Raw genomic sequence first — 21,619 nt, 5'->3', positions numbered from 1 at the left:
TATCTTTCATTCTCCTCTCTTTTTCTTTTATTACAAAACTTCTATTATACTAATACGCTTGATAAAAATACGATTAATGCTGTTAATACTACTGCTCCACTTGCTGATCCTACGAAGTCACCTTTTGTTACTTGTAATACTTGCTCTTTCATATCATTTATCCTCCCTTTTTATAAGTTATCTATATGTAATTTCTAAGAAATGTTTATTTCATAGTTTTTATGTTAACGTTACATTAAATTTGATAACGTAACGTTTGTAACATTAATGTAACATAACTATTATTACGTTGCAATATAATTACGTAAAATTTATTACACTTTTTTTACGTTTTTTTATAATAACCCTCAAAAACCTTTATTTAATGCATTTTTCACTAAGTTCACGTTTGTAACATTCGTGTAACATTACAGTCATAAAGTGAAATGTAGTCATATTCCTCTCTATTTTTGTTACAAATTGTTTATTTAGTGCCACTAAACCTATCTAATCTTTACTTACTTTTAATATGAGATAAAATACCGTCTTTCCAAGATAAGTTTATATGTTTCCTCTATATAACTATGTATAATAAAAACAAAGAGGTGGTCATTTTGAAATTAATCGCATTAGATATGGATGGTACACTACTATCATCTAATCTTGAAATCTCCAAAGAAAACCTACAAGCAATCCAAACTGCACAAGAAGCCGGTCATATTGTAATGATCTGTTCTGGTCGTGCGAAAGAGGATGCTTTAAAGCTATTGGAAGAATATAAATTATCTCTTCCAGTCGGAGCAAGCAATGGGGCTATTGTTTATGTGGATGGAAAAGTAATTAACTCGCGTTGTATACAAAACGACAAAGTGTACAAACTTGCAAAATTACTAGAATCTGAAGGTTTCCCATATAAGCTATATACAAATAAAGGAGTTTATTCTCCATATACATGGCAAGATCAAGTGATGCAAGCATTCGAAGAAAATAAGCATGCGCTTGATGTTACATTAGAGGAACTTGAACGAATTACAGAAAAGCAAAAGAAATCGAACCTAATTACTGATTTCAAAAAAATAGAAGATGTTGTAAATAACCAAGAACTAGAAATATCTAAATTCTTCATTTTAACGTTTAATGCAGCGCATCGCGCACAGCTATTAAGTATATTACAAGAGGATGCTGATATTATGGTTACAGCATCGGCTCCTACTAACTTAGAAATTATGGATAAGAATGGACATAAAGGAAACGGGATACAGCAGATGGCAGCTCATTTTAATATCCCTATTGAAGATACAGTTGCTATTGGTGATAATTTTAATGATGTACCGATGTTAGAAGTAGCGGGCTTATCTGTTGCAATGGGCAACGCTGAAGAAGATGTAAAAAAGCTATGTGATGTTGTAACACTAACAAACAATGAACATGGTGTTGCTCACGCAATCGAGCAATTTGTATTGAAACAAACTTCATCTAGTAAATAAAAAAAGGACTCTTTCAATTTGAAAGAGTCCTTTTTTTATACGTGATGACAAGCAACAAAATGCTCTACACCAACATTACGGAATTCTGGTACTGTTTTTTTACAAACATCCGTTGCAAATGGGCAACGTGTATGAAAACGACAGCCCGAAGGTGGATTTGCTGGACTTGGAATATCCCCTTCTAGTATAATTCGTTCTCGCTTCACTGTTGGATCTGGTATTGGAACAGCTGATAACAATGCTTTCGTATAAGGATGTAGCGGATTGGTAAATAACTCATCACGCGGTGCTGTCTCCACAATCGTACCTAAATACATAATTCCGATTTTCGTACATAAATGTTCTACTACACTTAAATCATGCGAAATGAATAAATAAGATAATCCCTTTTTCTCCTGTAACTCACTAAATAAATTAATAATTTGTGCTTGGATAGATACATCTAGTGCCGCTACAGGTTCATCAGCTACAATGAATTCTGGATTTAATACCATAGCTCTTGCGATTACGATACGCTGACGTTGTCCACCAGAAAACTCATGGGGATACCGGTCAATATGATAAGGAGCTAATCCACATAACTCCAATACTTCAATTACCTTTTCACGCACATTTTCTTTCGTTGCTAATCCGTGGGCCAACATTGGCTCTCCAAGCGCTTCTCCAATTCTCATTCTCGGATTTAATGAGCTAAATGGATCTTGGAAAACGAGCTGCATATTAGGGCGATGTTTTCTTAATTCATCCTTGGATAAAGAATGAACATCTTTTCCTTTAAACTTCACTTCTCCCTCCGTTTTTTGAACGAGGCGTAAAATTGTTTTTCCTATTGTTGTTTTCCCGCTCCCTGATTCACCAACGAGACCAAACACTTCACCTTTATTAATAGTAAAACTTACTCCATCAACTGCTTTTACATGCCCAATTGTTCTACTAAATACGCCACCCTTAATTGGAAAATATGCCTTTAGGTTTTTCACCTCTAATAATGGTTCACTCATTGTTCCGCACGCTCCTCATATAACCAACAAGCTACTTTATGATTTTCATCATTTACATTTAGATTTGGGGCTTCTTTTTCACATATTTCCATACAATGCTCACAACGCCCACTAAAGTAACAAAACTCACCTAAACCAACTAAATTCGGAACTTGCCCTGGAATAGAATATAGTTTATCTATTCGTTTTCCCATTACTGGTTTTGATTTCAATAATCCTTTCGTATAAGGATGTTTTGGATTTTGGAATATCTCTAGTACTGGGGCTTCTTCAATAACTTTCCCGCCATACATAACGACAACATAATCAGCCATTTCCGCTACGACACCTAAGTCATGTGTAATTAATAAAATCGACGTTTTAAATTCTTCTTTCACTTGTCTTAGTAGATCCAATATTTGAGCCTGAATGGTAACATCAAGAGCTGTTGTTGGTTCATCTGCAATTAATAACTTAGGATTACAACTAAGCGCAACAGCAATCATAATACGTTGTAACATCCCACCGCTCAGTTCATGCGGATAAGAATGGACGATTTCATCAGCGCGGGCTATGCCAACTTTACGAATTAACTCAATTGCCTTCTTATATGCTTCATTTTTACTAAGTAATTCATGCTCTCTTAACGTTTCTACAATTTGCTCCCCTACAGTGAAGACGGGGTTTAGCGATGTCATCGGTTCTTGGAAAATCATTGCAATATCATTGCCTCGTAAACTACGAAGTTCTTTCTCTTTCATTCCTAAAAGACTTTTTCCTTCATATAAAATGTCTCCACCCACTACACTACCAGATTCAGCAATAAGCCCCATAATAGATAAAGCTGTTACACTCTTTCCGCAACCTGATTCTCCTACTACACAAACTGTTTCCCCTTCTCGAACCGCAAAGCTAACATGGTTCACAGCCTTTACTGTCCCCTCGTCAGTTTGAAAATGTGTTTGTAAGTCTTTCAGCTCTACTACCGCTTTACTCATATCTTCTCACCTACCGTCTCATCTTTGGATCTAACGCATCACGAAGTGCATCACCAAGTAAATTAATTGATACAACTGTTATAAAGATTGCAAAACCGGGCGGAATCCATAACCATGGACGCTTTTGGAAATCGATTAATGAGTTAGCTGCGCTAATCATGTTCCCCCATGATGGTGTAGGTGGAACGACTCCGAGGCCTAAGTAACTTAGTGCGGATTCTCCCAAAATAGAACCTGCAACACCTAATGTGGATACAACAATTAAAATGGGTAAAACATTAGGTATTAAGTGATATATAATTTTCCGGTAATCTTTTATTCCTAACACATCCGCAGCTTGCATAAATGCTTGCTCCCTAAGTGATAAAATTTGCCCTCTTACAAGGCGTGCAAGCCCTGGCCAACCTACTAGACTTAAAATAATCATAATGACATACAAACGATAATCAGACGGTACTTTCCACTCTGATAAAATCGCACCCATTATAATAAGTAGCGGTAATCCTGGCATTGACATTAAAATATCTGCAAGCCGCATAATAATATTGTCCACAATACCACGATAAAAACCTGCAATCGCTCCTAATAAAGCTCCAAGTATAACCGATAAAACCATTGAAGCTAAACCAATGGTTAATGAAATACGTCCCGCTTGCATAAGCCTTGTTAAAATATCTCTTCCTAATTGATCTGTACCAAGCCAATGAGAAACACTAGGTGGTTTGTTAATGAGCGCAACTTGTATTTTCCCTGATGCATATGGAGAAAAGAACGGACCGATAAAACAAAATAAAAACATAAAAATTAATGCATAAAACCCTACAAGTGCCATCTTATTTTTCTTTATCTTTTTAAAAGCTTGTCGCCATGGTGATGATTCGCTTCTGCTCTTTTTTTCTTTTTTTTCTGTAATTACTGTAACAGTCTCCATTTCTTTCCCCCCTTACTTCAACCGAATTCTTGGATCAACAACTGCATATACGATATCTGCTAAAAAGTTTGAAACGATTGTTAAACAAGAAAGAAACATCGTAAATGCCATCAATACTGTATAGTCACGGAAATTTAATGCTTCTAATTGAATATTACCAATCCCTGGCCAGTTAAAAATTTGTTCAATAATAATTGCCCCAGAAAACAATCCCGGTAATTCAAATGCTAATAACGTAATTGCTGGTAATATTGCATTTTTTAATGCATGCTTATAAATAACCGTCTTCTCCTTCAAACCTTTCGCTCTTGCTGTTCGTATGTAATCTTGTCTTACAACCTCTAACATACTTGTTCTAAAATACCGAGTTAGCGAGCCGACCCCAAGAAGTGTCAAAATAAATACTGGTAAAATCATATGTTTTGCAACTTCTATCACGTAAGCAAATCCTGTTGAATTACTGCCAACATCAATCATTCCACCTATCGGTAATAACTTAAAGTCAACCGCAAACACCTTAATTAAAAACAAGCCGATAAAGAATGAAGGAAATGACATTGCTGCAAAAACACCGATTGTTACAAGTTTATCGAATAAAGAATGTTGCTTCGTCGCCGAGAATACACCGATAATAAGTGCAATTAGCCAAATAAAAAACAATGCAATAATTGCTACACTAAAAGAATTCCAAATAAATTTATTTAATAATGACGTTACAGGCTCTTGATATTGAAGCGAGAAGCCAAAGTCCCCTTGCAATGCATTACCTAACCAATGAAAATAACGCTCAACAATCGGTTTGTTCAACCCATATAATTCCCTCAGTTCAGCTGCTCTTTCCGGTGTAATTTTCGGGTTTGAATCAATATAATCCCCAGGAAGAAGTGCGAACAGGACGAAGATAATAATTGATGTACCAAGCAGTGTAGGAATCATTTGTAACAACCTACGAACAATATATGTTTTCACCCTTTTTCTCTCCAATCTTATGCTTAAAATAGAAGAACATTTTTTCAAAGCGGCACATTACTAACCGAATGAAAAAATGTCTTCTACTTATACATTCTTATCGTTATTTTTCAAATGATAATACTGGTAAGTTTGCACTAATACTGTTGTACTTTTCAGGATCAATTCCTTTTATATTCCCGTTATAACCAGTAATTGTTCTACGGTAGTTTAATAGAATTACTGGTGGATCATCACTTAATTCTTTATACAATTCTTTATAAATAGGTTTACGCTTTTCGATATCTACAGTTTCAATACCTTTTTGAATTAGCTCATCTACTTTTGCATTCTTATAACCAAGACTAGTTTCATTTGCAGTAGACAAATATTCACCAGCTGTTTCACTCGGGTCACTTGTAATCGGTGTCGAAACAGAAGCTAAATCATAATCTCCTTTGTTTACCTTAGAAAGCATCGTATTAAAGTCCATAAATTCAGGATTAAACTCTACACCTATTTCTTTATAATTCTCTTTCGCAATCGGAATTAATAAATCACTATCTTTAGCCGAACTTGGACCGAAATAAGAAAGTTTTAATTTTTGACCATCTTTTTCACGAATTCCATCCGAACCAACTTTCCACCCTGCTTCATCTAATAATTTTTTCGCTTTTTCTTTATCGTATTCGTATTTATTAACTCCTTCTTCCGTATAAGCCCAAGAAGTTGGATGAATTGGTACATTGGCTACTGTACCGTATCCTTTTAACGCTGTATCAACATATTTTTTGCGGTCTAATCCGTAAATAAGTGCTTGGCGAACCTTTTTATCCTTTAAGTAAGGCTTATTATTATTCATATAAATATAACTAAATGACGGCGCTGTTTCGATTTGGATATTTGCGAATTCTAAAGCCTTAGCCTGTTCAAGAACCTCATCACCGGTACCTAAGCCAGTATGGTCAACTTCTCCTGTTTGGAATAACTGAAGCTTCGTATCACCAGAAGTAATTTTATAAATAAAGTTTTGAATTTTTGGTTTACCCGCATAATAATTTTCGTTAGCAACAAAACGAACTTCTTGACCTGGAATATACTTTTCAAATTTATATGGACCCGCAGCTAATGGCTTTCCATATAAATCTTTTAAGTAATCTAAGCTTGTATTTTGCTTATAATCTTTTCCATAATAAGCTTTTGATAGTACTGTACCTCCTAAAACAAATATAGCTTGTGAATTCACTTTTTCAGTTGTAATTTTAATTGTTTGTGGATCAACAACTTGAATACCTTCAATTGAAGTTGCTTTTCCTTCTTTATATTCTTTACCACCTTTAACGGCATATTGAGAGATATCTACTTCACCTTCATATGCCTTATCATGTAAAAGCGTCAATGTGAAAGCTACATCATCCGCCGTTAATGGCGATCCATCACTAAATTTCAAATTTTTACGTAAATGGAATGTATATGTTAACTGATCAGAAGAAACGTCCCACTTCTCAGCTAATTCTGGAATTGGTTTCCCTTGTTTATCGGTTGATACGAGAGATGCAAAAATAACTGAAGTTACGTTTCCATCCCAACCATTTTGTTGAAAGTATGGTAAAAATACGCCGCCTGGCTTACTAATACCAACTACTAACGTATCTTTTCTATTCTTCGCTTTGTCTGGCACTTTCGTTTTATCTGTCGCAGCAATCTTTTCAATTTTCGCATTTTTTAAATCCTGCTGCTTAACCGGCTCTGTAGAAGCCGTATCCTCCTGTCCCCCACAAGCAGATAACACAAGCGAACTACTCAGTAATACTGAAAATACACCAGCCCATTTTTTTGTCTTTTTCTTCATTGTCCCCACCCTAACTGTTTAATAGTTATACCCTTTGAACTTATTAGCTTATGTATGCCTCCCACAGCACATTTATAGCCAATCGGAAAAATCGGTTTTAATCAGAAAAAAATAGATGTTTTTGAGGGGTAACAATCTTATTCCGACCTTTCCGGTAGACTTTATGGTTATTAGCTTATATCGTTCATTATGTTTTGTCAATTCTTTCTAAATAAATATTTTGAGAATTTTTCCAAAATTATTACTCTACATTTATACTTTAAGAAAACTCATCTATAATTCGTATTAAAACTTAAAAATCTACTTCTATTCCTTCAGCATGAAACATAGAATACTAATAACCAATTACCAAAAAGGGGGCGAAAATATGGACAACCTATTCCAATACGTCCTGCACTACGTATTATTAACAATTATGATAGTCGGAGCGCTATTACTATTCCCGTTCTTCCCAAAGTTCGTCCTCTTTTTAGCTTTTTTTATCATGCTCGGGATTGCTATTATAATTTCAACGAGAGAAGATGCCACGCAAAAAGAGAGCAGAGTTCAGCGCATAAAGCTGTAACTTTGCTCTCTTTTTGTTTTCATTCACTAGTCTCTGTTACACATATTTATCCCGCTATTTGCCGTGCAGTAAGACCCCCACCTCAAAATTCAGCGAAAGCAAAAGAAGTTAGGTCAGGGTCGGGGTGCCCGTAAAAGCCCTCACTTTATCTCTCGGGAAATAATTAGCCTTTGTTTTTGTAATTACTCCTATCGAAAAACCACTAATGACATTTATTTTTCACCTTATCATTTTCATATGTTTCACAAACTATGCAAATTGAGGAAAATGGATTTATCTAAGTTACTGTTTCACGTGAAACACATCGCTTCATTTAACCTTTAAAGCAAAATATCATTATGAAAAAAGCCACTTCCTCCAGCAAAACTGAAAGGAAGTGGCTTTCTACTCATTACTCCACCATATTCTCTAATTCATTATATAAATCTGCTCGTAACAACTCTTTCTTCGTTTTTTCCTCATATAATTTTTCAAGTTTTTCAACATCAGCTACATATTCCATTTCACTTTCTAATGCATATATATCTTCTTCTATATGCATTAACTCGTTTTCAATCTCCGCAAAACTTCTAGAATCTTTCTTTTTTATAGAGATTGCTTCAACACTTTTTCTTCCATGGTGCTTATGCTTTATTACTTCCTCCTCAAGCTTTTCTTCCCACTTTTGACGAGCCCATGCATAGTTTCCTGCAAACTCAAATAATTTGCATCTATCAATCCAGTACGTCTTTTCAAATAACTTATTTAAAAAATATCGATCGTGTGAAACAGCTAAAATCGTCCCGTTATATTGCTCAAGGGCTTCCTCTAAAACTTCCCTTGATTCAATATCAAGATGGTTTGTCGGCTCATCTAAAATTAGAAAATTGATGTCTTGATACATAAGTTGCGCAAGTCTTAATCTCATTTTTTCTCCACCACTAAGTTGCGTTACTTTCTTAAATACTGCTGGACCATAAAATAAAAACTTAGCTAATATATGTCTTGCTTCTCCTTCTGTTACAGCCACATTCTCTCTGAATGCTTCCAATACATTACTCTTCATATTTTCATATGCATGTTGTGATAAATAACCAATTTTGACACTACTACCAATTCGAATTTCACCAACGTCTGGATTTATTTCTTCTAATAGTAGTTTTAATAATGTAGTCTTCCCTGTACCATTACGACCAACGATAGCAGCACGCTCTTGAAAACGAACATGTAAATTCGCTTGTTCAAATAAAGATCGGCCAGCAAAACCTTTACTCACTTCTTTCATTACAACAACATCTTTTCCGCTTCTCTCTTGCCCTTCAAACTGAAGACCCATCTGTTTTCTTTCTAAAATTGGCCTCTTTAATTTCTCTATACGCTCTAACGCACGTTCCATATTCCTCGCTCTTTTATGCAATCCTTCATTCGGAGGATTCGCTTGATTTGCCCATTCACGTAGGCGCTTAATTGCTTCTTTCATTTTCTTTATTTTCTTTTGCTGCTCTTGATAAGCTTGAAACTCTTGAAGTAACCTTTCTTCCTTCTCCTCAACGAACTGAGAATAATTCGTATGGTACACGTGAATCTCTCCATCTTCCAAATCCAAAATTTTCGTTACAACTTCATCAAGGAAATAGCGATCGTGTGAAATAACCATAACTGTTCCATTATATTCTTTTAAAAATTTCTCTAACCATTCAACTGCAAACAAATCTAAATGATTTGTTGGTTCATCTAATAGAAGTAAATCTGGTTTCTGCAATAGCATATATGCAAGGCTTATTTTCGTCTGTTCTCCTCCACTTAATTCCGTAAATACTCTTGGAAATAAGTTTGTGACTTGTAAGCCATTTGCTACCCTCATTATATTTGCCTCTATTTCATAACCACCGAGAAATGCAAATTTTTCTTGAATTACTCCGTACCTCTCCATTAGCTTTTGCAAAGCAGATTGTTCCTGCTCCTCCGCCATATTTTTTTCTAGAGCATGCATTTCTTTTTCTAATTCCTTTTCTACTTTAAAAGCGGAACTCAATACATCATATACAGTCATGGCCTCATCAAACTTCGGAATTTGTGCGACATGACCAATACGTGTACCTTTCTTCATATGAATGGCTCCTGCATCCAAACTCTCCATTCCCGTTAGAAGCCCAAAGATTGTTGTCTTCCCACTACCGTTACGACCAACTAACCCAACACGTTCACCATTCTTTATTTCAAGCGATATATTTTCAAATATGATGTTTCCACCAAAAGATTTCGTTACATTATTTACACTACAAATAGTCATTTTCCGTACTCCTTTCAATATAAAAAACCATGAGAAAGAAACATTCCCCATGGTTTTCGGCATAGAAAAAGGAAGCCAAATAGCTCCCTTTTCACACGTTTATTAAAAATGGGTGAAGAGATTTCTATCGTTCAATAGTCACTATGCAATTGTTAAAAAAGGGCATACGTATCCCGTTAACAACTACATCATGAAAAATCGCACGACAAAAATAGATAAAATCTAAAAATTTGGCACGCGCAGCTAAAGAACGTTTCATCTCATTCACCCCTTTCGTACGGAATTTAATACTTACTTCTTTATTATACTTTCCAATTTCATGTTTGAATAGTCATTTTTCTGAAAATAATGAAGATAGACTAAACATTTCAATAAGTGACATCAAATCTTACAAAACTGTTATGTTCACGTAATGGAAAGCGATAGTACGAAAAGATGCCTCCCTATACAATAAAGATGTAAAACAAGAGTGACAAACACAAGGAGGAAACAAACATGATGAAAGAAATCGTAAAAGCAATCTTTGAGGTATTAGTGAACGGACAAGCAGTTGTAAAAGAACTAAATGAACTATAAAAAGGAGTGAAGAAATATGATGAACATGGTGAAAATGATTTTACACGCTTTAGTCGATGCAAAAGCAGTTAGCCAAGAATTAAACCAACAATAAAAAGGGGTATATGAATATGAAGAAAGCCATTATTATAATTGCAAGCACAGCAATCACTTTATACACAATAAAAAATAGAAAAAAGAAAAATAATGAAAATGTTCTATATTATCCATACACACTATTAGAGAAAAAATAAAAGACAAGGTACCCTATCGTAATGAGGATATCTTGTCTTTTATTTTTTCCATATTGTCTTTAGAGGATTTCCTTCTCCTTTTCCCGAATGTATTAAGCGGGATTTTTACACATATTTTAAAGGGGCATATATACAAATGGATACACAACAACTATATTTTTTAAACGATATCGGTAAACAAAAACCAGAAAGTATTCGGAATAGAAGCGCTGCATGTCCATTTTGCGATAAAGAACATTTAACGGATATTTTAGCAACTGATGGTTCTATTATTTGGTTAAAAAATAAATTTCCTACATTACAAGATACATTTCAAACGGTGCTGATTGAAACAGATAATTGCGAAGATCATATCGCAACATATACAGAAGAACATATGCGAAAATTAATGCAATTTTCTATTCAACATTGGTTACACTTACAGAAGAACGAAGAATTTGCATCTGTAATTTTATACAAAAATCACGGTCCATTTTCAGGTGGAAGTTTGCATCATGCACACATGCAAATTATCGGAATGAAATATGTAGATTATCTTGAAAATATTGAAGAAGAAAATTTTCAAGGGGTAATTGTTCAAAAAAATGAACGCATTGAGCTTAATATTTCAGAGCGTCCCATTATTGGCTTCACTGAATTCAATATAATCATTGATAATATTTCATATATAGATGAAATGGCAAATTACATTCAGCAAACTGTACGTTACATACTGATAGATTTCCATAAAGGATGCAGTAGTTATAACTTATTCTTCTATTACTTAAATGGAAAAATCATTTGTAAAGTTGTACCTAGATTTGTCGTTTCACCATTGTATGTAGGATATAAAATACCGCAAGTTTCTACAAAACTAGAAGAGGTGAAAATACAACTCACGCAGTATTTCACGAAAGAAAAGGATGAAATTATTCATAAAAAAACAGAGTAGGTATAGAAAACCTACTCTTTTACCCCGCATTAACGAGCAGTAAAACTTCCACCTCAAAATCCGGAAAACGCTAGAATTTAGGCGGAAGATTAACTGCTCGTAAAAGCCCGATTGGTGAAGACTAATAATCAGCGGGGGATGAACAGACTCCCCCACTGATTAAAGTTTCACTTTATTACACCTTTATTTCGATAGTACACATCTTCTAGTCCGATGTTATACTTCATGTTATTATCCGTCCACTCTGGCCCTAAATTCCCTGGCCATCCAGATGTATTCGCTATATATTTCAGTAATGCAAAATCAGTCAAACCTTTTTGCACCCCACGCTTATATCCTTTCATTAAATGCGGCATTGCAATTTGCGCATTTGTACGTGGATCTTTCAGCTCATCATCAGTTAAATGTTCTGGTGCAAGCCCGCCGCCGCGGTGTAGTTGAAACAATCCAAATGAAGTTCCATTATCTCCAACACTTCTTGGATTTAATCGACTTTCATGCTCGGCAATTGCAAGAGGTATCCATTCCGGAAGATTTACTTTCTTCGCTTCCTCTATAATGATTTGTTTCATCTGTTTTGCTTCTTCTGAATCAACATAGCTTGTTCCATTCACTAGCTTATCCATTCCTTCAGACTTTCCTTGGAAATATAAATATACTCCAAGAACAACTAAAAATCCTACAAAGAATTTCTTCACTACCTCTACCTCTTTCTCCGCTGAAATTTGTCCCCTTTCAGCCTTCCCTTTACAATTACCTACATTCTATTACTCTTTTATCATAGCAAATAACTATACGTATTATCATCATGCTTTAGACCAATTTTGTGAAAAAACAGCTGGTAAATACGTGCAAAAATGTAACTTTCATAGACTATAACGCATTTATTGTATATAATTGTAAACTGAACTATATATATAGAATAGGAGCGTACAAAATGAAAAAATGCCTAACACTCTTGTTCAGCATTTTACTACTCATCCCTACCTACACCTCTGCACAAACATCATCAAAACCAAAAGTACTTGTTTTGTATAGTACACAAGACGATAAAGTTTCAAATAATGTCCAAATCCTTAATACTCAATTAGGACATTTTACAAATGATATAACCGTAAAAAACTTAAAAGAAGCAACTTCAATTAATAACGTATCCTCCTATACACATATTGTTTATATCGGTGAAACAAAAGAAGCGTTTTCTGATGAAACGAAACAATTTCTAGAAAACTTCTCCGGCCCTGTATTAGTATTAGGACAAAATGTTGAACAATTATCTAAGCGTTTTTCTTTCATTACATTAAAGAGTGACGATATACGAGTTAATAAAATTGAATATCCAGAAAAGAAGCTAAAAAATGCCTTAGAAGAGGAACGATTAATTCAATCATTTGATACGAATGGAACTGTGCTTGCTAACGCTTTAAGCTCAAATAACACTAACCCACTAATCGTTCAGCATGAAATATCTTATTATGTTGCAACACCTAACCTCTTTGACTGGATGTCTCATTACGTCGGTGAAATGTTATTTTCTTATTTCAGCCAAAAACCAACGAAAAATAAAGTTGAAGCTTATTTACGTCTTGAGGATGTTCACCCAGCAGCAGATATAAATCAATTAAAAGAAATTGCTGAATTACTAAAAGAGAAAAAGATGCCTTACATGATTACTGTTATTCCGGTATATAAAGATCCAGATACAGGAAAGATAATACATTTAAAAGATAAACCAGAACTAGTTGATCTTTTACGCTCTATGCAAGATGATGGTGCAGCAATTATTATGCATGGTTATACTCACCAATTTTATGACAGTGAAACAGGTGAGGGCTTTGAATTTTGGGATGTCAAAACAGATCAACCAATTCGCCAACCGAAGCATGAAAAACCGAAGACAAAAGATGACTTTCCAAATATAGAGGCATATAACCAATATGTAAAAAAAGGGGAAGAATTCGAGGGAAAATATACGAAAGATCATATTGAAAAAGGAATTCAAGAACTTGTAGATGCTAAACTATATCCTGTTGCCTTTGAAGCACCTCATTACACGATGTCTCAAAAAGGATATGAAATATTATCAAGGTACTTTTCAACTTATGTAGGACAACTACAGTTAAATGATACAACTTGGAAATCCATGCACTCACCATATTATACAAGTACTCCGTCATTTTTACATGGAATGAAACTATTGCCTGAAACAGTCGGATTTATTGAAGAAGATACGCCACAAACTATTGCTAAAATGAAAGAACGTGCTCTATCTGTTTCTAAATTATCCGATGGGATTATTGGGGCATTTTATCATCCTTACTTAGGTGTGAAACCATTAAAAGAAGTGTTAAAAGATCTAGAAAGTATTCCAAATATAGAATGGATTGATTTACAAAAGGAAAAGAATGAAGTAAAAATGAAAGATATTCATATTACGACGAATAAAGACGGCATTCACGTTGAAAAACCAACCAGTGCGAATGACATAATTGATTATATAAAGCAATATGGCTTCTTCCTTATACTGGGGTTCGTTATCATTGTCTTTCTTTTATTATTAAAACGTGCGAGAAAATTAGAATCCTAATACAAAACCACCGAGCGGAACGCTTGGTGGTTTTTTGTCATATATCAAACCGTGGCATTTTATTAAATACATTCAATTTTCACTTTTTCCGTTACATGATTAAAACTATAATTCTCCTATCCTTTCAAATAAAATCGACTTGTATTTTCATATATTGTTTTTGCGACCTTATCAATGGATATGTTTTGTATAGAACTAATTTCCTTTAATACATCTCGAATCATTCTCGGGTGCGTCATAACATCGTCTTGAAATTCCCACGGTCCATCTGTTTCTACCATCATATATTCAAGCGGATAATACGAAACAATTTTTCTAATCTTCTCCTTATGTAAAACATCCGGTGTAATCGAAATATAATAACCATTCTTCATCATCCGTTTCATTGTTTCATCACTTCCTTTAAACCAATGGAAATGTGCACGTGAAACTTTATATTTCTCTAGCAAATCACATACAGTGTCAGCATCTTCATAAACTGCGTGTAATATAATCGGCAAATTATACTTACTAGCTAGTTCTATAAATTTTTTCAATACAGCTATGTATGGATCTACAGCAATGCTTTCATCTTCTTTCCTCAAATAATAGGGCAAACCTACTTCACCAATCGCAACAATTTCCTCTGCGTTCTGTTCAATAAGTTTATAAATCTGTTCACACTCTTCTTTATGAATCTGTTGCTCTGGATGAAACCCTATCGCTGGATATATAAAGGGATACTTCTTCGCTAAAGATAACGTTTCCTTACAAGATTGATAATTCATAGATACAGCAATAAGCCCCTTTATTTCATTACTATTTTCCACCTCTTTCAGTAATCTGTTCTTCTCTTCATCCTTATATTGATCAACATGTATATGACTATCAATCCATTTCATCTTTATGCCCCCATAAAAAAAACAAGAAAGGACTTCCTTTCTTGTTTTAGCATCTATATTATTTAACAATTAAGTTTGTTATGATATCAAATAATCCAATACACACTACGGCAACAGTAAAGTAGCTACAGAAATCTTTAATTGGTAACTTCACTACTTCTTCTTTACGCATCCCATTTTTCTCCCTTCTTACTAGATCCCTAATTATTTTTCTATCTGTATCTATTATGCAAAAAATATGACAAATTTACTATCGAATTAACTTACGTAAACCTTACAATGTTGTAAGGTTTAAAAAAGGATCCTCATCTTTATTCAGATGAGGATTATTAAAAATTAGTTGGTTTTTCATTCTTCATTACAAACAGAAAGTAATACATTAAGACTTTCTAGTTACACTATATGAAAATTACTATCTTTTAACTATCGAATTACATTACAGAAGACTTACATGTTTGTAAGTTATGTGTAATGTAATTCGATAGTTTCCCTTACTTATATTTCGTACAATAAAGTTAGAAAGTAAGCCAAATAAGAAGAACAATCACATAACCAAATTGCATTGCTAGTAGCTACTCTTCTTATACCTTTCACCCATGCTACTACAATGTACCCCCTTCCCCTTTATATAATAAAAAAGCCTTAGTCTATATGGACTAAGGCTTTTTTGCTAACCCTAAAATACCCTTACCCAGTATTTTTATTTTCGACAAAAAATAGCTGGGGGTATATTCCACTATCTCATCGTTAAAAGTTTACTCTTCGCATTTATAGGAATATTTGCAACCTCAATCTCTTCAATCGATTCACCGTAACGTCCTTTTGCAAAAACCTTTAATGCTTCATCTCTCTTTAACATATGCTTAACCGTTTTCTTTATTTTCTGCTCTCTACCACGTTCATCGAATGCAATAAATTCATATTCATACCACTCATCACCAATATGCTGACCAATTGTATTCACAACCGTATAGTATTCTTTCGTCTTATAAAATGGATTATATTTATCGATAACCGGTCCAAGTTTCGTAGGCAGTAACATTACTACTATCACTATCATCGCTATTATAGTAGTGATCATTTTTTTCTTCATAATAAACATTCCTCCTCTGCAGGATATATATACATCCATTTTAAAAAGGGGGAATAAAATCTACTATTGAATCTCATTACATTACACTTACATTTTTGTAAGAATTAAAAAAGGTGAACGAATTTACTCGTTCACCTTTTAGCTTGCTTTAAAGCCACCGCCAAGTACATCACGTACATCATGTATAACAACAAAAGCATCTTCATCTACCCGGCTAATAACTTGTTTTAACTTAACAAGCTCTTGTTTATTAATAACAACATATAAAACTTCTTTATTTTTACCAGTATATCCGCCGCGCCCTTCTAATACAGTAACACCGCGTGTCATATTTTTCGTAATAGCTTCACGAATTAAATCTGGTTGATTCGAAATAATCGTAACAGCCGTTTTTGTGTCCATTCCTTCTACAATGAAATCAATCACCTTCGCTCCGATGAACACAGCTACAAGTGTATACATTGCCTTTTCTTGCCCTATTATAAATACAGAACCAGCAATTACAACAATATCAATAATTAGTACGCCTTTACCTACGCTCCAACCTAAATATTGATTTGCTAACCGAGCTAAGATTGCTGACCCTCCCGATGTACCTCCGGCTTTGAACATACAGCCTAATCCAATACCCACAAATAAACCAGCAAATAAAGCTGCTAATAATGTATCACTATTTACATGATACTCAATATGTTCTGTAACGTATAAAAACAAAGATGTTTCTACAATCCCTAAAATTGTATAAATCATTGTTTTCTTATCAAAAAATTTATAACCAACAGCTAGTAAAATTGCATTTATAGCAAAATTCACAATCCCTGGTGACCAATCAAATAAGTAGTACGTAACAACCGTTAAACCAATAATTCCACCTTCCGATAAACGGTTTGGAATTGCAAAGTAATTAATACCAATTGCGAATAATAATGAACCAATTGTAATTAGTGTTATTTCCTTTATACGTTGATTAACCATAGTTCATACCCTCCCCCCATTTGACATTGTATCACTATCTCCTAGAGGTTTAGAAGTGGTTTTTATTCCGCATTTTCCCTCTTAAAAATTGAAATATTATGTTTAAACAGAGGGTTGATTAATTATTCATATTTGCCCTAACTGCACGGACAAATTGCTCCACATTCCCTTTCTGAATATACTTAGCGCGAATGCTTTCATGACTACAAGTAAATTCAAAATACGGATGAAAATCTATGTTATCTATATGCAAATATGAATACTCTTTAAATGTTGAAGAATAGTACGGGAATTTCCCGTAAAAAAGGAGACGTCTAGTAGTGGCAACAAAAACCCCATGTTGATACGATAATATAAAATTATCCTTCTCAAATATCCCTACCACAAAAGCCAGAATCTTTTCATCATCATCTACATACTTTTTCATACTCGATAAAAGTTCATTCATGCATATTCCTCCAAATTCTATTCATTGCATTAACACTTGAAAAGAATCCATGGATTATTACAAACCGGTTTAACTCCTTTATAAAGTATGAAACGCGTTTCCTGTCAAAGATATTTCAAAAAAATAATCCGTTATGCGATTATACACATAACGGATTAAAATTAAACCGTAGAGCGTTCCACAAGTTCGTATGGAATTTCCAGCTTTTCTTGTTTAGAACTCTCGTCATTCACTTTTCTATGCAACATTTCAAAAGCAGTTTTCCCTATCTCCTTTAAATTTTGATCAATAGTTGTCAATTGTAACACTTGCGAGATAGGTTGATTATCAAAGCCAATAATCGCTAAATCCTCAGGAACTTGAATCCCTAATTTTTCAACCTCTGTCATAACCCCAATCGCAACTTCATCACCTGCTACTATTAATGCTTCAGGAAGATCCTGCATCTCTTTTAACTTATGAGCCACTTTTACACCATCTTCTAGTGTAAAACATTCTGTAAAAATCCATTCTTCATTAACCTCTTCGTCTATAGATTGTAATTGCTGTTTATAAACATCAAAACGCTTTTGACTACTCGGCCCTAATTTTCTTCCCGTACAATAACCAATTTTTTTATAACCTTTCTCAATCAAATAATTCATTCCTAATTGAAAGGCCGCTGAATGATTCGTATATACACTTGAGATGTTTGAAATATCATTGTCTTCACAAGCAATTATTGCGCCGTAAGAAGCATACGGTTCTATCGTTTCCCAATCATTTGCACGTGAACAAATAATAAGACCATCCAATTGTTTTGTTTTTAACATATGTAAACTTTTCATTTCTTCTTTTTTATTATAATTCGTTTGGCAAAGTAGCACCCTGTAATTATGCGCTAACGCAGTCTCCATCATTCCGCTCACCATCGCATCAAAACACGGATGATTAATATACGGTAAAATCACACCAACAATATTCGTTTTTCCTTTTGATAAATGAACAGCATTTGCATTTTGCGAGTAATTCAATTTCTCAACTATCTCTATAACCGCTTTCCTTTTTTCTTCACTTACATATGGGTGATCATTCAACACTCTCGAAACAGTCGTAACTGAAACTCCCGCCATCTTTGCAATATCTTTAATATTAGCCATACACTCACCTCTACCTTTAAGTTAATGAATCTCATGAACATATGTCAAATCTTCTTATCATTACACCTTCATTCGTTTCTCTTACAAAAGTGTAATTTTTCTGTAAGCTAATTCGATAGTGAATTTCCGCAACATTTCATACAATTAAGTCAGAGACAAGGTAACAACTATTCGAAAAGGAGCGGATTAATATGATGAACAAAATGAAAACGAACAATTTCTTACATACAATGGGCATGGTATTTTTCGCTCTTATCGACGCAAAAGCTGTTGCTTCTACATTAAACAAGTAAGGAGAATATATTATGAATAACATCACTTTTAACCAATTAGATTTTTTAGGACTAGCTAGTGGCTCGCTTCTTCTTACTGCTTTTATTTACACCGCTACGCTTGTATAACTTTGTGTCCCCTTTCCCCTTTATTATAAATAGTAACAGAAAAGACGACCGTCTATGCCCGGTCGTCTTTTCTTATTTTTGATTTGATTGCAAAGCTTCTTTTAACTCCTCAAACTTCTCATTTAATTGATCTGTCATCATTTTCATAGCGGTTTTTCGATCTATTTGTTCTCCACCCTCAATTTGAATTGAATCTCCAAAAATCAATTGTGCCTTTTTCCCCTTTATTAATTCTTTTACACTTGATGGACCAACATAAGCTGCTGGCACTAAAGGTACATTAGAACGCATCGCAATTGTCACAGCACCCGCTTTTAATGAAACATCTTCCGCTGATCTCGTTCCACTCGGAAAAATCCCTACTACCTTTCCTTCTTTTAATAAACGTGATGGAATTTTAAGTGTACTCGGTCCCGGATTCGCGCGATCTACAGGGAATGCATTTACATTTTTAAAGAACCAATTTTTGAATTTCCCTTCAAATAATTCTTTTTTTGCCATGTAATGAATTTGAGTTGGGTACATCCCTGTAGCTAACATTAATACATCCATAAAACTTGTATGTGTACACGCAACAACATACGGACCACCTTCTGGTAGCTTTTCTCTTCCTTGCACTTCTACTTTCCCAGCTGTTTTAAATATATATTTCAACAAAAATGTAATTGGTTTATACATTTATTTCGTTCCTTTCTAAACATCCGAAGTATAATCATATTCTTACAACAATTATAACACTAAGTTTTAGGAGTTGGTAATAAAAATAAGTATGAATTGTTAAATTTCAATTCTTACAAAAGTGTAATTTTCTTGTAAGCTAATTCGATAGTTACTTCTTACTATATTTCATACAATTAAGTCAGAAACAGGGCAACAATTATTCGAAAAGGAGTCGATTGATATGATGAACAAAATGAAAACGAACAATTTCTTACATACAATGGGCATGGTATTATCGGCTCTTTTCGATGCAAAAGCTGTTGCTTCTACATTAAACAAGTAAGGAGAATGTATTATGAATAACATCACTTTTAACAAATTAGACTTTTTAGGATTAGCTAGCGGCTCTCTTCTTCTTACTGCTTTTATTTACGCTGCTACGCTTGTATAACTTTGTGTCCCCTTTCCCCTTTATATAGAAAAAGACGACCGTCTATGCCCGGTCGTCTTTTTAATTTTTTCTTTCTTTCAACTCTTTTAAAAGCTGTATCAGCTCAGCTTGTTGTTTTATCTTTTTACGACCATTTCGATTAATTGCTGCAAGCTCACAGGCAACTCCGACGGCGAAGAAAAACAATAAACTTTCTAACATGTGAAATCCTCCATTTGCCTATTAAACAGCTTGACGTAATTGTTCTTCTTGTAAAACTCTATTATTTATATTTTCTTCTTTTCTCTGGCAAACGTTATTGCGAATAAGTGCTGCAATAACAAGTACAGTCCCTATAATATCAAACATTGTGATTTGATACCCTTGCATCATCATAATAGCTAAAGTCGTAATTGGTACAAAATTAATAAATAAAATCCCATTAATGGATGATAAAATTTTCACACCGTAGTTCCAAGCAAGTAGCGCTACAATACCTGGCAATGTCATCATAAATAACAAATCATATTTTACAATAGAAATCGTTCCCATACTAGGAACTGAAACATATCCAAGCGACGTAATAATTACCGTTATAATTCCTGTAACAGTCGTACCGAATACACACGTCAACGTAGAATAACGTAATGTTGACCAATCACTACACGTTTGACCACCCATCGTATAAATAACCCAGCCTATAACACCAATAAATATAAATGCTAATGGGAACATATTATCTTTCAATGTTACAAAGAAACTCATGTCACCTTTTGTAATAACAAACACAGCTCCTACAAAAGCAATAACCATACTCGTTATCGTATACTTCTTCGGTTTTATATGCTTATATCCCCATAAAATACAAATAGAAATCATCGGCATAAGTGCTTCCATAATGGAAGCTACCATTACACCCGACTTACCCATCAACATTTGCCCTAAAAATATGAGGACATTATATACTGTAAATGCCATCGTTCCAAAAAAGACGAGTAACTTTCCTCTTCCCTCTAAACGAAATGCCTGTTTTCCTTCTTTCACTAACAACAATACAATCAGCATTATCGCCACTGCTCCATAGCGAATAAGCGAAAAATAAAATGGATCTATGTATTCTAGCGCATGATCAGCAACTGGAAACATCGCTCCCCATGACATACTCGCAATTAAACACGCTACAGCCCCTATTATCATTTGACCTCTTCTCACCGCAATCCCCCGTTTCTTTCTATTTGCACAAAGAGAATTGT

24 protein-coding genes are annotated in these 21,619 nt (G+C 34.2%); 7 read left to right on the top strand and 17 right to left on the bottom strand.

What is annotated here, in order from left to right:
- Nucleotides 1-44 precede the first annotated feature (44 nt).
- Nucleotides 45-152, bottom strand: coding sequence for a DUF3948 family protein (locus AB6801_RS28155; RefSeq protein WP_000664237.1), 108 nt, complete (start codon nt 150-152; stop codon nt 45-47).
- Between the two features lie 441 nt (nt 153-593).
- Here AB6801_RS28155 and AB6801_RS28150 point away from each other — a divergent pair, with 441 nt between their 5' ends.
- A complete protein-coding gene (locus AB6801_RS28150; protein ID WP_000766421.1) occupies nt 594-1,466 on the top strand; it encodes a Cof-type HAD-IIB family hydrolase in 873 nt (290 codons plus the stop codon).
- A gap of 35 nt (nt 1,467-1,501) precedes the next feature.
- Here the strand turns inward: AB6801_RS28150 and AB6801_RS28145 are convergent, their stop codons facing one another.
- The 5 genes from AB6801_RS28145 to AB6801_RS28125 all read right to left on the bottom strand — a co-directional run bounded on the left by AB6801_RS28145 (nt 1,502) and on the right by AB6801_RS28125 (nt 7,175).
- Nucleotides 1,502-2,467, bottom strand: a complete 966-nt coding sequence (locus AB6801_RS28145) for an ABC transporter ATP-binding protein (RefSeq protein WP_001294485.1) — start codon at nt 2,465-2,467, stop codon at nt 1,502-1,504.
- Nucleotides 2,464-3,444: an ABC transporter ATP-binding protein gene (locus AB6801_RS28140; protein ID WP_000030767.1), complete on the bottom strand. Its 981-nt coding sequence runs from the start codon at nt 3,442-3,444 to the stop codon at nt 2,464-2,466. The genes AB6801_RS28145 and AB6801_RS28140 overlap by 4 nt, the downstream gene beginning before the upstream one ends.
- Before the next feature lie 10 nt (nt 3,445-3,454).
- On the bottom strand, nt 3,455-4,375 hold the full coding sequence (gene opp4C, locus AB6801_RS28135) for an oligopeptide ABC transporter permease (RefSeq protein ID WP_000451080.1): 921 nt from the start codon (nt 4,373-4,375) through the stop codon (nt 3,455-3,457).
- Nucleotides 4,376-4,387: 12 nt separating this feature from the next.
- A complete protein-coding gene (locus tag AB6801_RS28130) occupies nt 4,388-5,344 on the bottom strand; it encodes an ABC transporter permease (protein ID WP_000860748.1) in 957 nt (318 codons plus the stop codon).
- A gap of 103 nt (nt 5,345-5,447) precedes the next feature.
- Entirely contained in the window at nt 5,448-7,175 is a 1,728-nt protein-coding gene (locus AB6801_RS28125) for an ABC transporter substrate-binding protein (protein WP_097999291.1), read from the bottom strand.
- Between the two features lie 367 nt (nt 7,176-7,542).
- On the opposite strand from AB6801_RS28125, the gene AB6801_RS28120 reads away from it, so the two are divergent.
- Nucleotides 7,543-7,740 (top strand): hypothetical protein, encoded by a 198-nt coding sequence (locus AB6801_RS28120; protein WP_000369253.1) that lies wholly within the window; start codon nt 7,543-7,545, stop codon nt 7,738-7,740.
- 391 nt (nt 7,741-8,131) lie between these two features.
- Here the strand turns inward: AB6801_RS28120 and abc-f are convergent, their stop codons facing one another.
- Together abc-f and AB6801_RS28110 are read right to left on the bottom strand one after the other, a co-directional pair.
- Nucleotides 8,132-10,012: a ribosomal protection-like ABC-F family protein gene (abc-f, locus tag AB6801_RS28115; RefSeq protein WP_097999292.1), complete on the bottom strand. Its 1,881-nt coding sequence runs from the start codon at nt 10,010-10,012 to the stop codon at nt 8,132-8,134.
- Between the two features lie 124 nt (nt 10,013-10,136).
- Nucleotides 10,137-10,271: an RAxF-45 family protein gene (locus tag AB6801_RS28110; RefSeq protein WP_000830643.1), complete on the bottom strand. Its 135-nt coding sequence runs from the start codon at nt 10,269-10,271 to the stop codon at nt 10,137-10,139.
- Nucleotides 10,272-10,692: 421 nt separating this feature from the next.
- Between AB6801_RS28110 and AB6801_RS28105 the strand changes: the two genes are divergently transcribed.
- Nucleotides 10,693-10,821, top strand: coding sequence for a hypothetical protein (locus AB6801_RS28105; protein WP_001998915.1), 129 nt, complete (start codon nt 10,693-10,695; stop codon nt 10,819-10,821).
- A gap of 136 nt (nt 10,822-10,957) precedes the next feature.
- Nucleotides 10,958-11,752, top strand: a complete 795-nt coding sequence (locus AB6801_RS28100; RefSeq protein ID WP_002004289.1) for a DUF4931 domain-containing protein — start codon at nt 10,958-10,960, stop codon at nt 11,750-11,752.
- Between the two features lie 167 nt (nt 11,753-11,919).
- Here AB6801_RS28100 and AB6801_RS28095 read toward each other — a convergent pair whose 3' ends face one another.
- Complete coding sequence (locus tag AB6801_RS28095) at nt 11,920-12,450, bottom strand: transglycosylase SLT domain-containing protein (protein WP_000713248.1); 531 nt, start codon at nt 12,448-12,450, stop codon at nt 11,920-11,922.
- Between the two features lie 239 nt (nt 12,451-12,689).
- Here AB6801_RS28095 and AB6801_RS28090 point away from each other — a divergent pair, with 239 nt between their 5' ends.
- Nucleotides 12,690-14,339, top strand: coding sequence for a DUF2334 domain-containing protein (locus AB6801_RS28090; protein WP_097999293.1), 1,650 nt, complete (start codon nt 12,690-12,692; stop codon nt 14,337-14,339).
- Nucleotides 14,340-14,455: 116 nt separating this feature from the next.
- Here the strand turns inward: AB6801_RS28090 and AB6801_RS28085 are convergent, their stop codons facing one another.
- The 5 genes from AB6801_RS28085 to AB6801_RS28065 all read right to left on the bottom strand — a co-directional run bounded on the left by AB6801_RS28085 (nt 14,456) and on the right by AB6801_RS28065 (nt 18,875).
- A complete protein-coding gene (locus AB6801_RS28085) occupies nt 14,456-15,220 on the bottom strand; it encodes a TatD family hydrolase (protein ID WP_000871063.1) in 765 nt (254 codons plus the stop codon).
- 736 nt (nt 15,221-15,956) lie between these two features.
- Nucleotides 15,957-16,313 carry a YxeA family protein gene (locus AB6801_RS28080; protein ID WP_000728422.1) on the bottom strand — a complete coding sequence of 119 codons (357 nt, stop codon included), beginning with the start codon at nt 16,311-16,313 and terminating at the stop codon, nt 15,957-15,959.
- 138 nt (nt 16,314-16,451) lie between these two features.
- Nucleotides 16,452-17,288 carry a YitT family protein gene (locus tag AB6801_RS28075; RefSeq protein WP_000248046.1) on the bottom strand — a complete coding sequence of 279 codons (837 nt, stop codon included), beginning with the start codon at nt 17,286-17,288 and terminating at the stop codon, nt 16,452-16,454.
- Nucleotides 17,289-17,406: 118 nt separating this feature from the next.
- Nucleotides 17,407-17,736, bottom strand: coding sequence for a PH domain-containing protein (locus tag AB6801_RS28070; RefSeq protein WP_001004241.1), 330 nt, complete (start codon nt 17,734-17,736; stop codon nt 17,407-17,409).
- A 161-nt stretch (nt 17,737-17,897) separates the two neighbouring features.
- Nucleotides 17,898-18,875: a LacI family DNA-binding transcriptional regulator gene (locus AB6801_RS28065; protein WP_001273907.1), complete on the bottom strand. Its 978-nt coding sequence runs from the start codon at nt 18,873-18,875 to the stop codon at nt 17,898-17,900.
- A 305-nt stretch (nt 18,876-19,180) separates the two neighbouring features.
- On the opposite strand from AB6801_RS28065, the gene AB6801_RS28060 reads away from it, so the two are divergent.
- Nucleotides 19,181-19,276 (top strand): DUF3948 family protein, encoded by a 96-nt coding sequence (locus tag AB6801_RS28060; protein ID WP_001060023.1) that lies wholly within the window; start codon nt 19,181-19,183, stop codon nt 19,274-19,276.
- A 72-nt stretch (nt 19,277-19,348) separates the two neighbouring features.
- On the opposite strand, the gene AB6801_RS28055 is transcribed toward AB6801_RS28060, so the two are convergent.
- Nucleotides 19,349-19,954: a lysophospholipid acyltransferase family protein gene (locus AB6801_RS28055; protein ID WP_000277781.1), complete on the bottom strand. Its 606-nt coding sequence runs from the start codon at nt 19,952-19,954 to the stop codon at nt 19,349-19,351.
- A gap of 337 nt (nt 19,955-20,291) precedes the next feature.
- Here AB6801_RS28055 and AB6801_RS28050 point away from each other — a divergent pair, with 337 nt between their 5' ends.
- Nucleotides 20,292-20,387, top strand: a complete 96-nt coding sequence (locus tag AB6801_RS28050) for a DUF3948 family protein (protein WP_001060007.1) — start codon at nt 20,292-20,294, stop codon at nt 20,385-20,387.
- 60 nt (nt 20,388-20,447) lie between these two features.
- On the opposite strand, the gene AB6801_RS28045 is transcribed toward AB6801_RS28050, so the two are convergent.
- Nucleotides 20,448-20,588, bottom strand: a complete 141-nt coding sequence (locus AB6801_RS28045; RefSeq protein WP_000894065.1) for a YrzO family protein — start codon at nt 20,586-20,588, stop codon at nt 20,448-20,450.
- 21 nt (nt 20,589-20,609) lie between these two features.
- The gene (locus AB6801_RS28040; protein WP_141403041.1) at nt 20,610-21,578 is read right to left on the bottom strand and encodes a DMT family transporter; all 969 of its coding nucleotides are present in this window, start codon (nt 21,576-21,578) and stop codon (nt 20,610-20,612) included.
- Between the last annotated feature and the right edge of the window lie 41 nt (nt 21,579-21,619).

The organism is Bacillus sp. RCC_6_1, assembly GCF_041360755.1.
Classification (GTDB): Bacteria; Bacillota; Bacilli; order Bacillales; family Bacillaceae_G; genus Bacillus_A; species Bacillus_A cereus.
The sequence above is the reverse complement of the archived record's forward strand: the minus strand, read 5'-3'. Positions and strand labels throughout refer to the sequence as shown.

Coding starts and splice junctions, on each gene's coding strand:
- AB6801_RS28155 (WP_000664237.1), bottom strand. CDS start 152: ATGAAAGAGCAAGTATTACAAGTAACAAAAGGTGACTTCGTAGGATCA.
- AB6801_RS28145 (WP_001294485.1), bottom strand. CDS start 2,467: ATGAGTGAACCATTATTAGAGGTGAAAAACCTAAAGGCATATTTTCCA.
- AB6801_RS28140 (WP_000030767.1), bottom strand. CDS start 3,444: ATGAGTAAAGCGGTAGTAGAGCTGAAAGACTTACAAACACATTTTCAA.
- opp4C (WP_000451080.1), bottom strand. CDS start 4,375: ATGGAGACTGTTACAGTAATTACAGAAAAAAAAGAAAAAAAGAGCAGA.
- AB6801_RS28125 (WP_097999291.1), bottom strand. CDS start 7,175: ATGAAGAAAAAGACAAAAAAATGGGCTGGTGTATTTTCAGTATTACTG.
- AB6801_RS28120 (WP_000369253.1), top strand. CDS start 7,543: ATGGACAACCTATTCCAATACGTCCTGCACTACGTATTATTAACAATT.
- abc-f (WP_097999292.1), bottom strand. CDS start 10,012: ATGACTATTTGTAGTGTAAATAATGTAACGAAATCTTTTGGTGGAAAC.
- AB6801_RS28110 (WP_000830643.1), bottom strand. CDS start 10,271: ATGAAACGTTCTTTAGCTGCGCGTGCCAAATTTTTAGATTTTATCTAT.
- AB6801_RS28105 (WP_001998915.1), top strand. CDS start 10,693: ATGAATATGAAGAAAGCCATTATTATAATTGCAAGCACAGCAATCACT.
- AB6801_RS28100 (WP_002004289.1), top strand. CDS start 10,958: ATGGATACACAACAACTATATTTTTTAAACGATATCGGTAAACAAAAA.
- AB6801_RS28090 (WP_097999293.1), top strand. CDS start 12,690: ATGAAAAAATGCCTAACACTCTTGTTCAGCATTTTACTACTCATCCCT.
- AB6801_RS28085 (WP_000871063.1), bottom strand. CDS start 15,220: ATGAAATGGATTGATAGTCATATACATGTTGATCAATATAAGGATGAA.
- AB6801_RS28080 (WP_000728422.1), bottom strand. CDS start 16,313: ATGAAGAAAAAAATGATCACTACTATAATAGCGATGATAGTGATAGTA.
- AB6801_RS28075 (WP_000248046.1), bottom strand. CDS start 17,288: ATGGTTAATCAACGTATAAAGGAAATAACACTAATTACAATTGGTTCA.
- AB6801_RS28070 (WP_001004241.1), bottom strand. CDS start 17,736: ATGAATGAACTTTTATCGAGTATGAAAAAGTATGTAGATGATGATGAA.
- AB6801_RS28065 (WP_001273907.1), bottom strand. CDS start 18,875: ATGGCTAATATTAAAGATATTGCAAAGATGGCGGGAGTTTCAGTTACG.
- AB6801_RS28060 (WP_001060023.1), top strand. CDS start 19,181: ATGAATAACATCACTTTTAACCAATTAGATTTTTTAGGACTAGCTAGT.
- AB6801_RS28055 (WP_000277781.1), bottom strand. CDS start 19,954: ATGTATAAACCAATTACATTTTTGTTGAAATATATATTTAAAACAGCT.
- AB6801_RS28050 (WP_001060007.1), top strand. CDS start 20,292: ATGAATAACATCACTTTTAACAAATTAGACTTTTTAGGATTAGCTAGC.
- AB6801_RS28045 (WP_000894065.1), bottom strand. CDS start 20,588: ATGTTAGAAAGTTTATTGTTTTTCTTCGCCGTCGGAGTTGCCTGTGAG.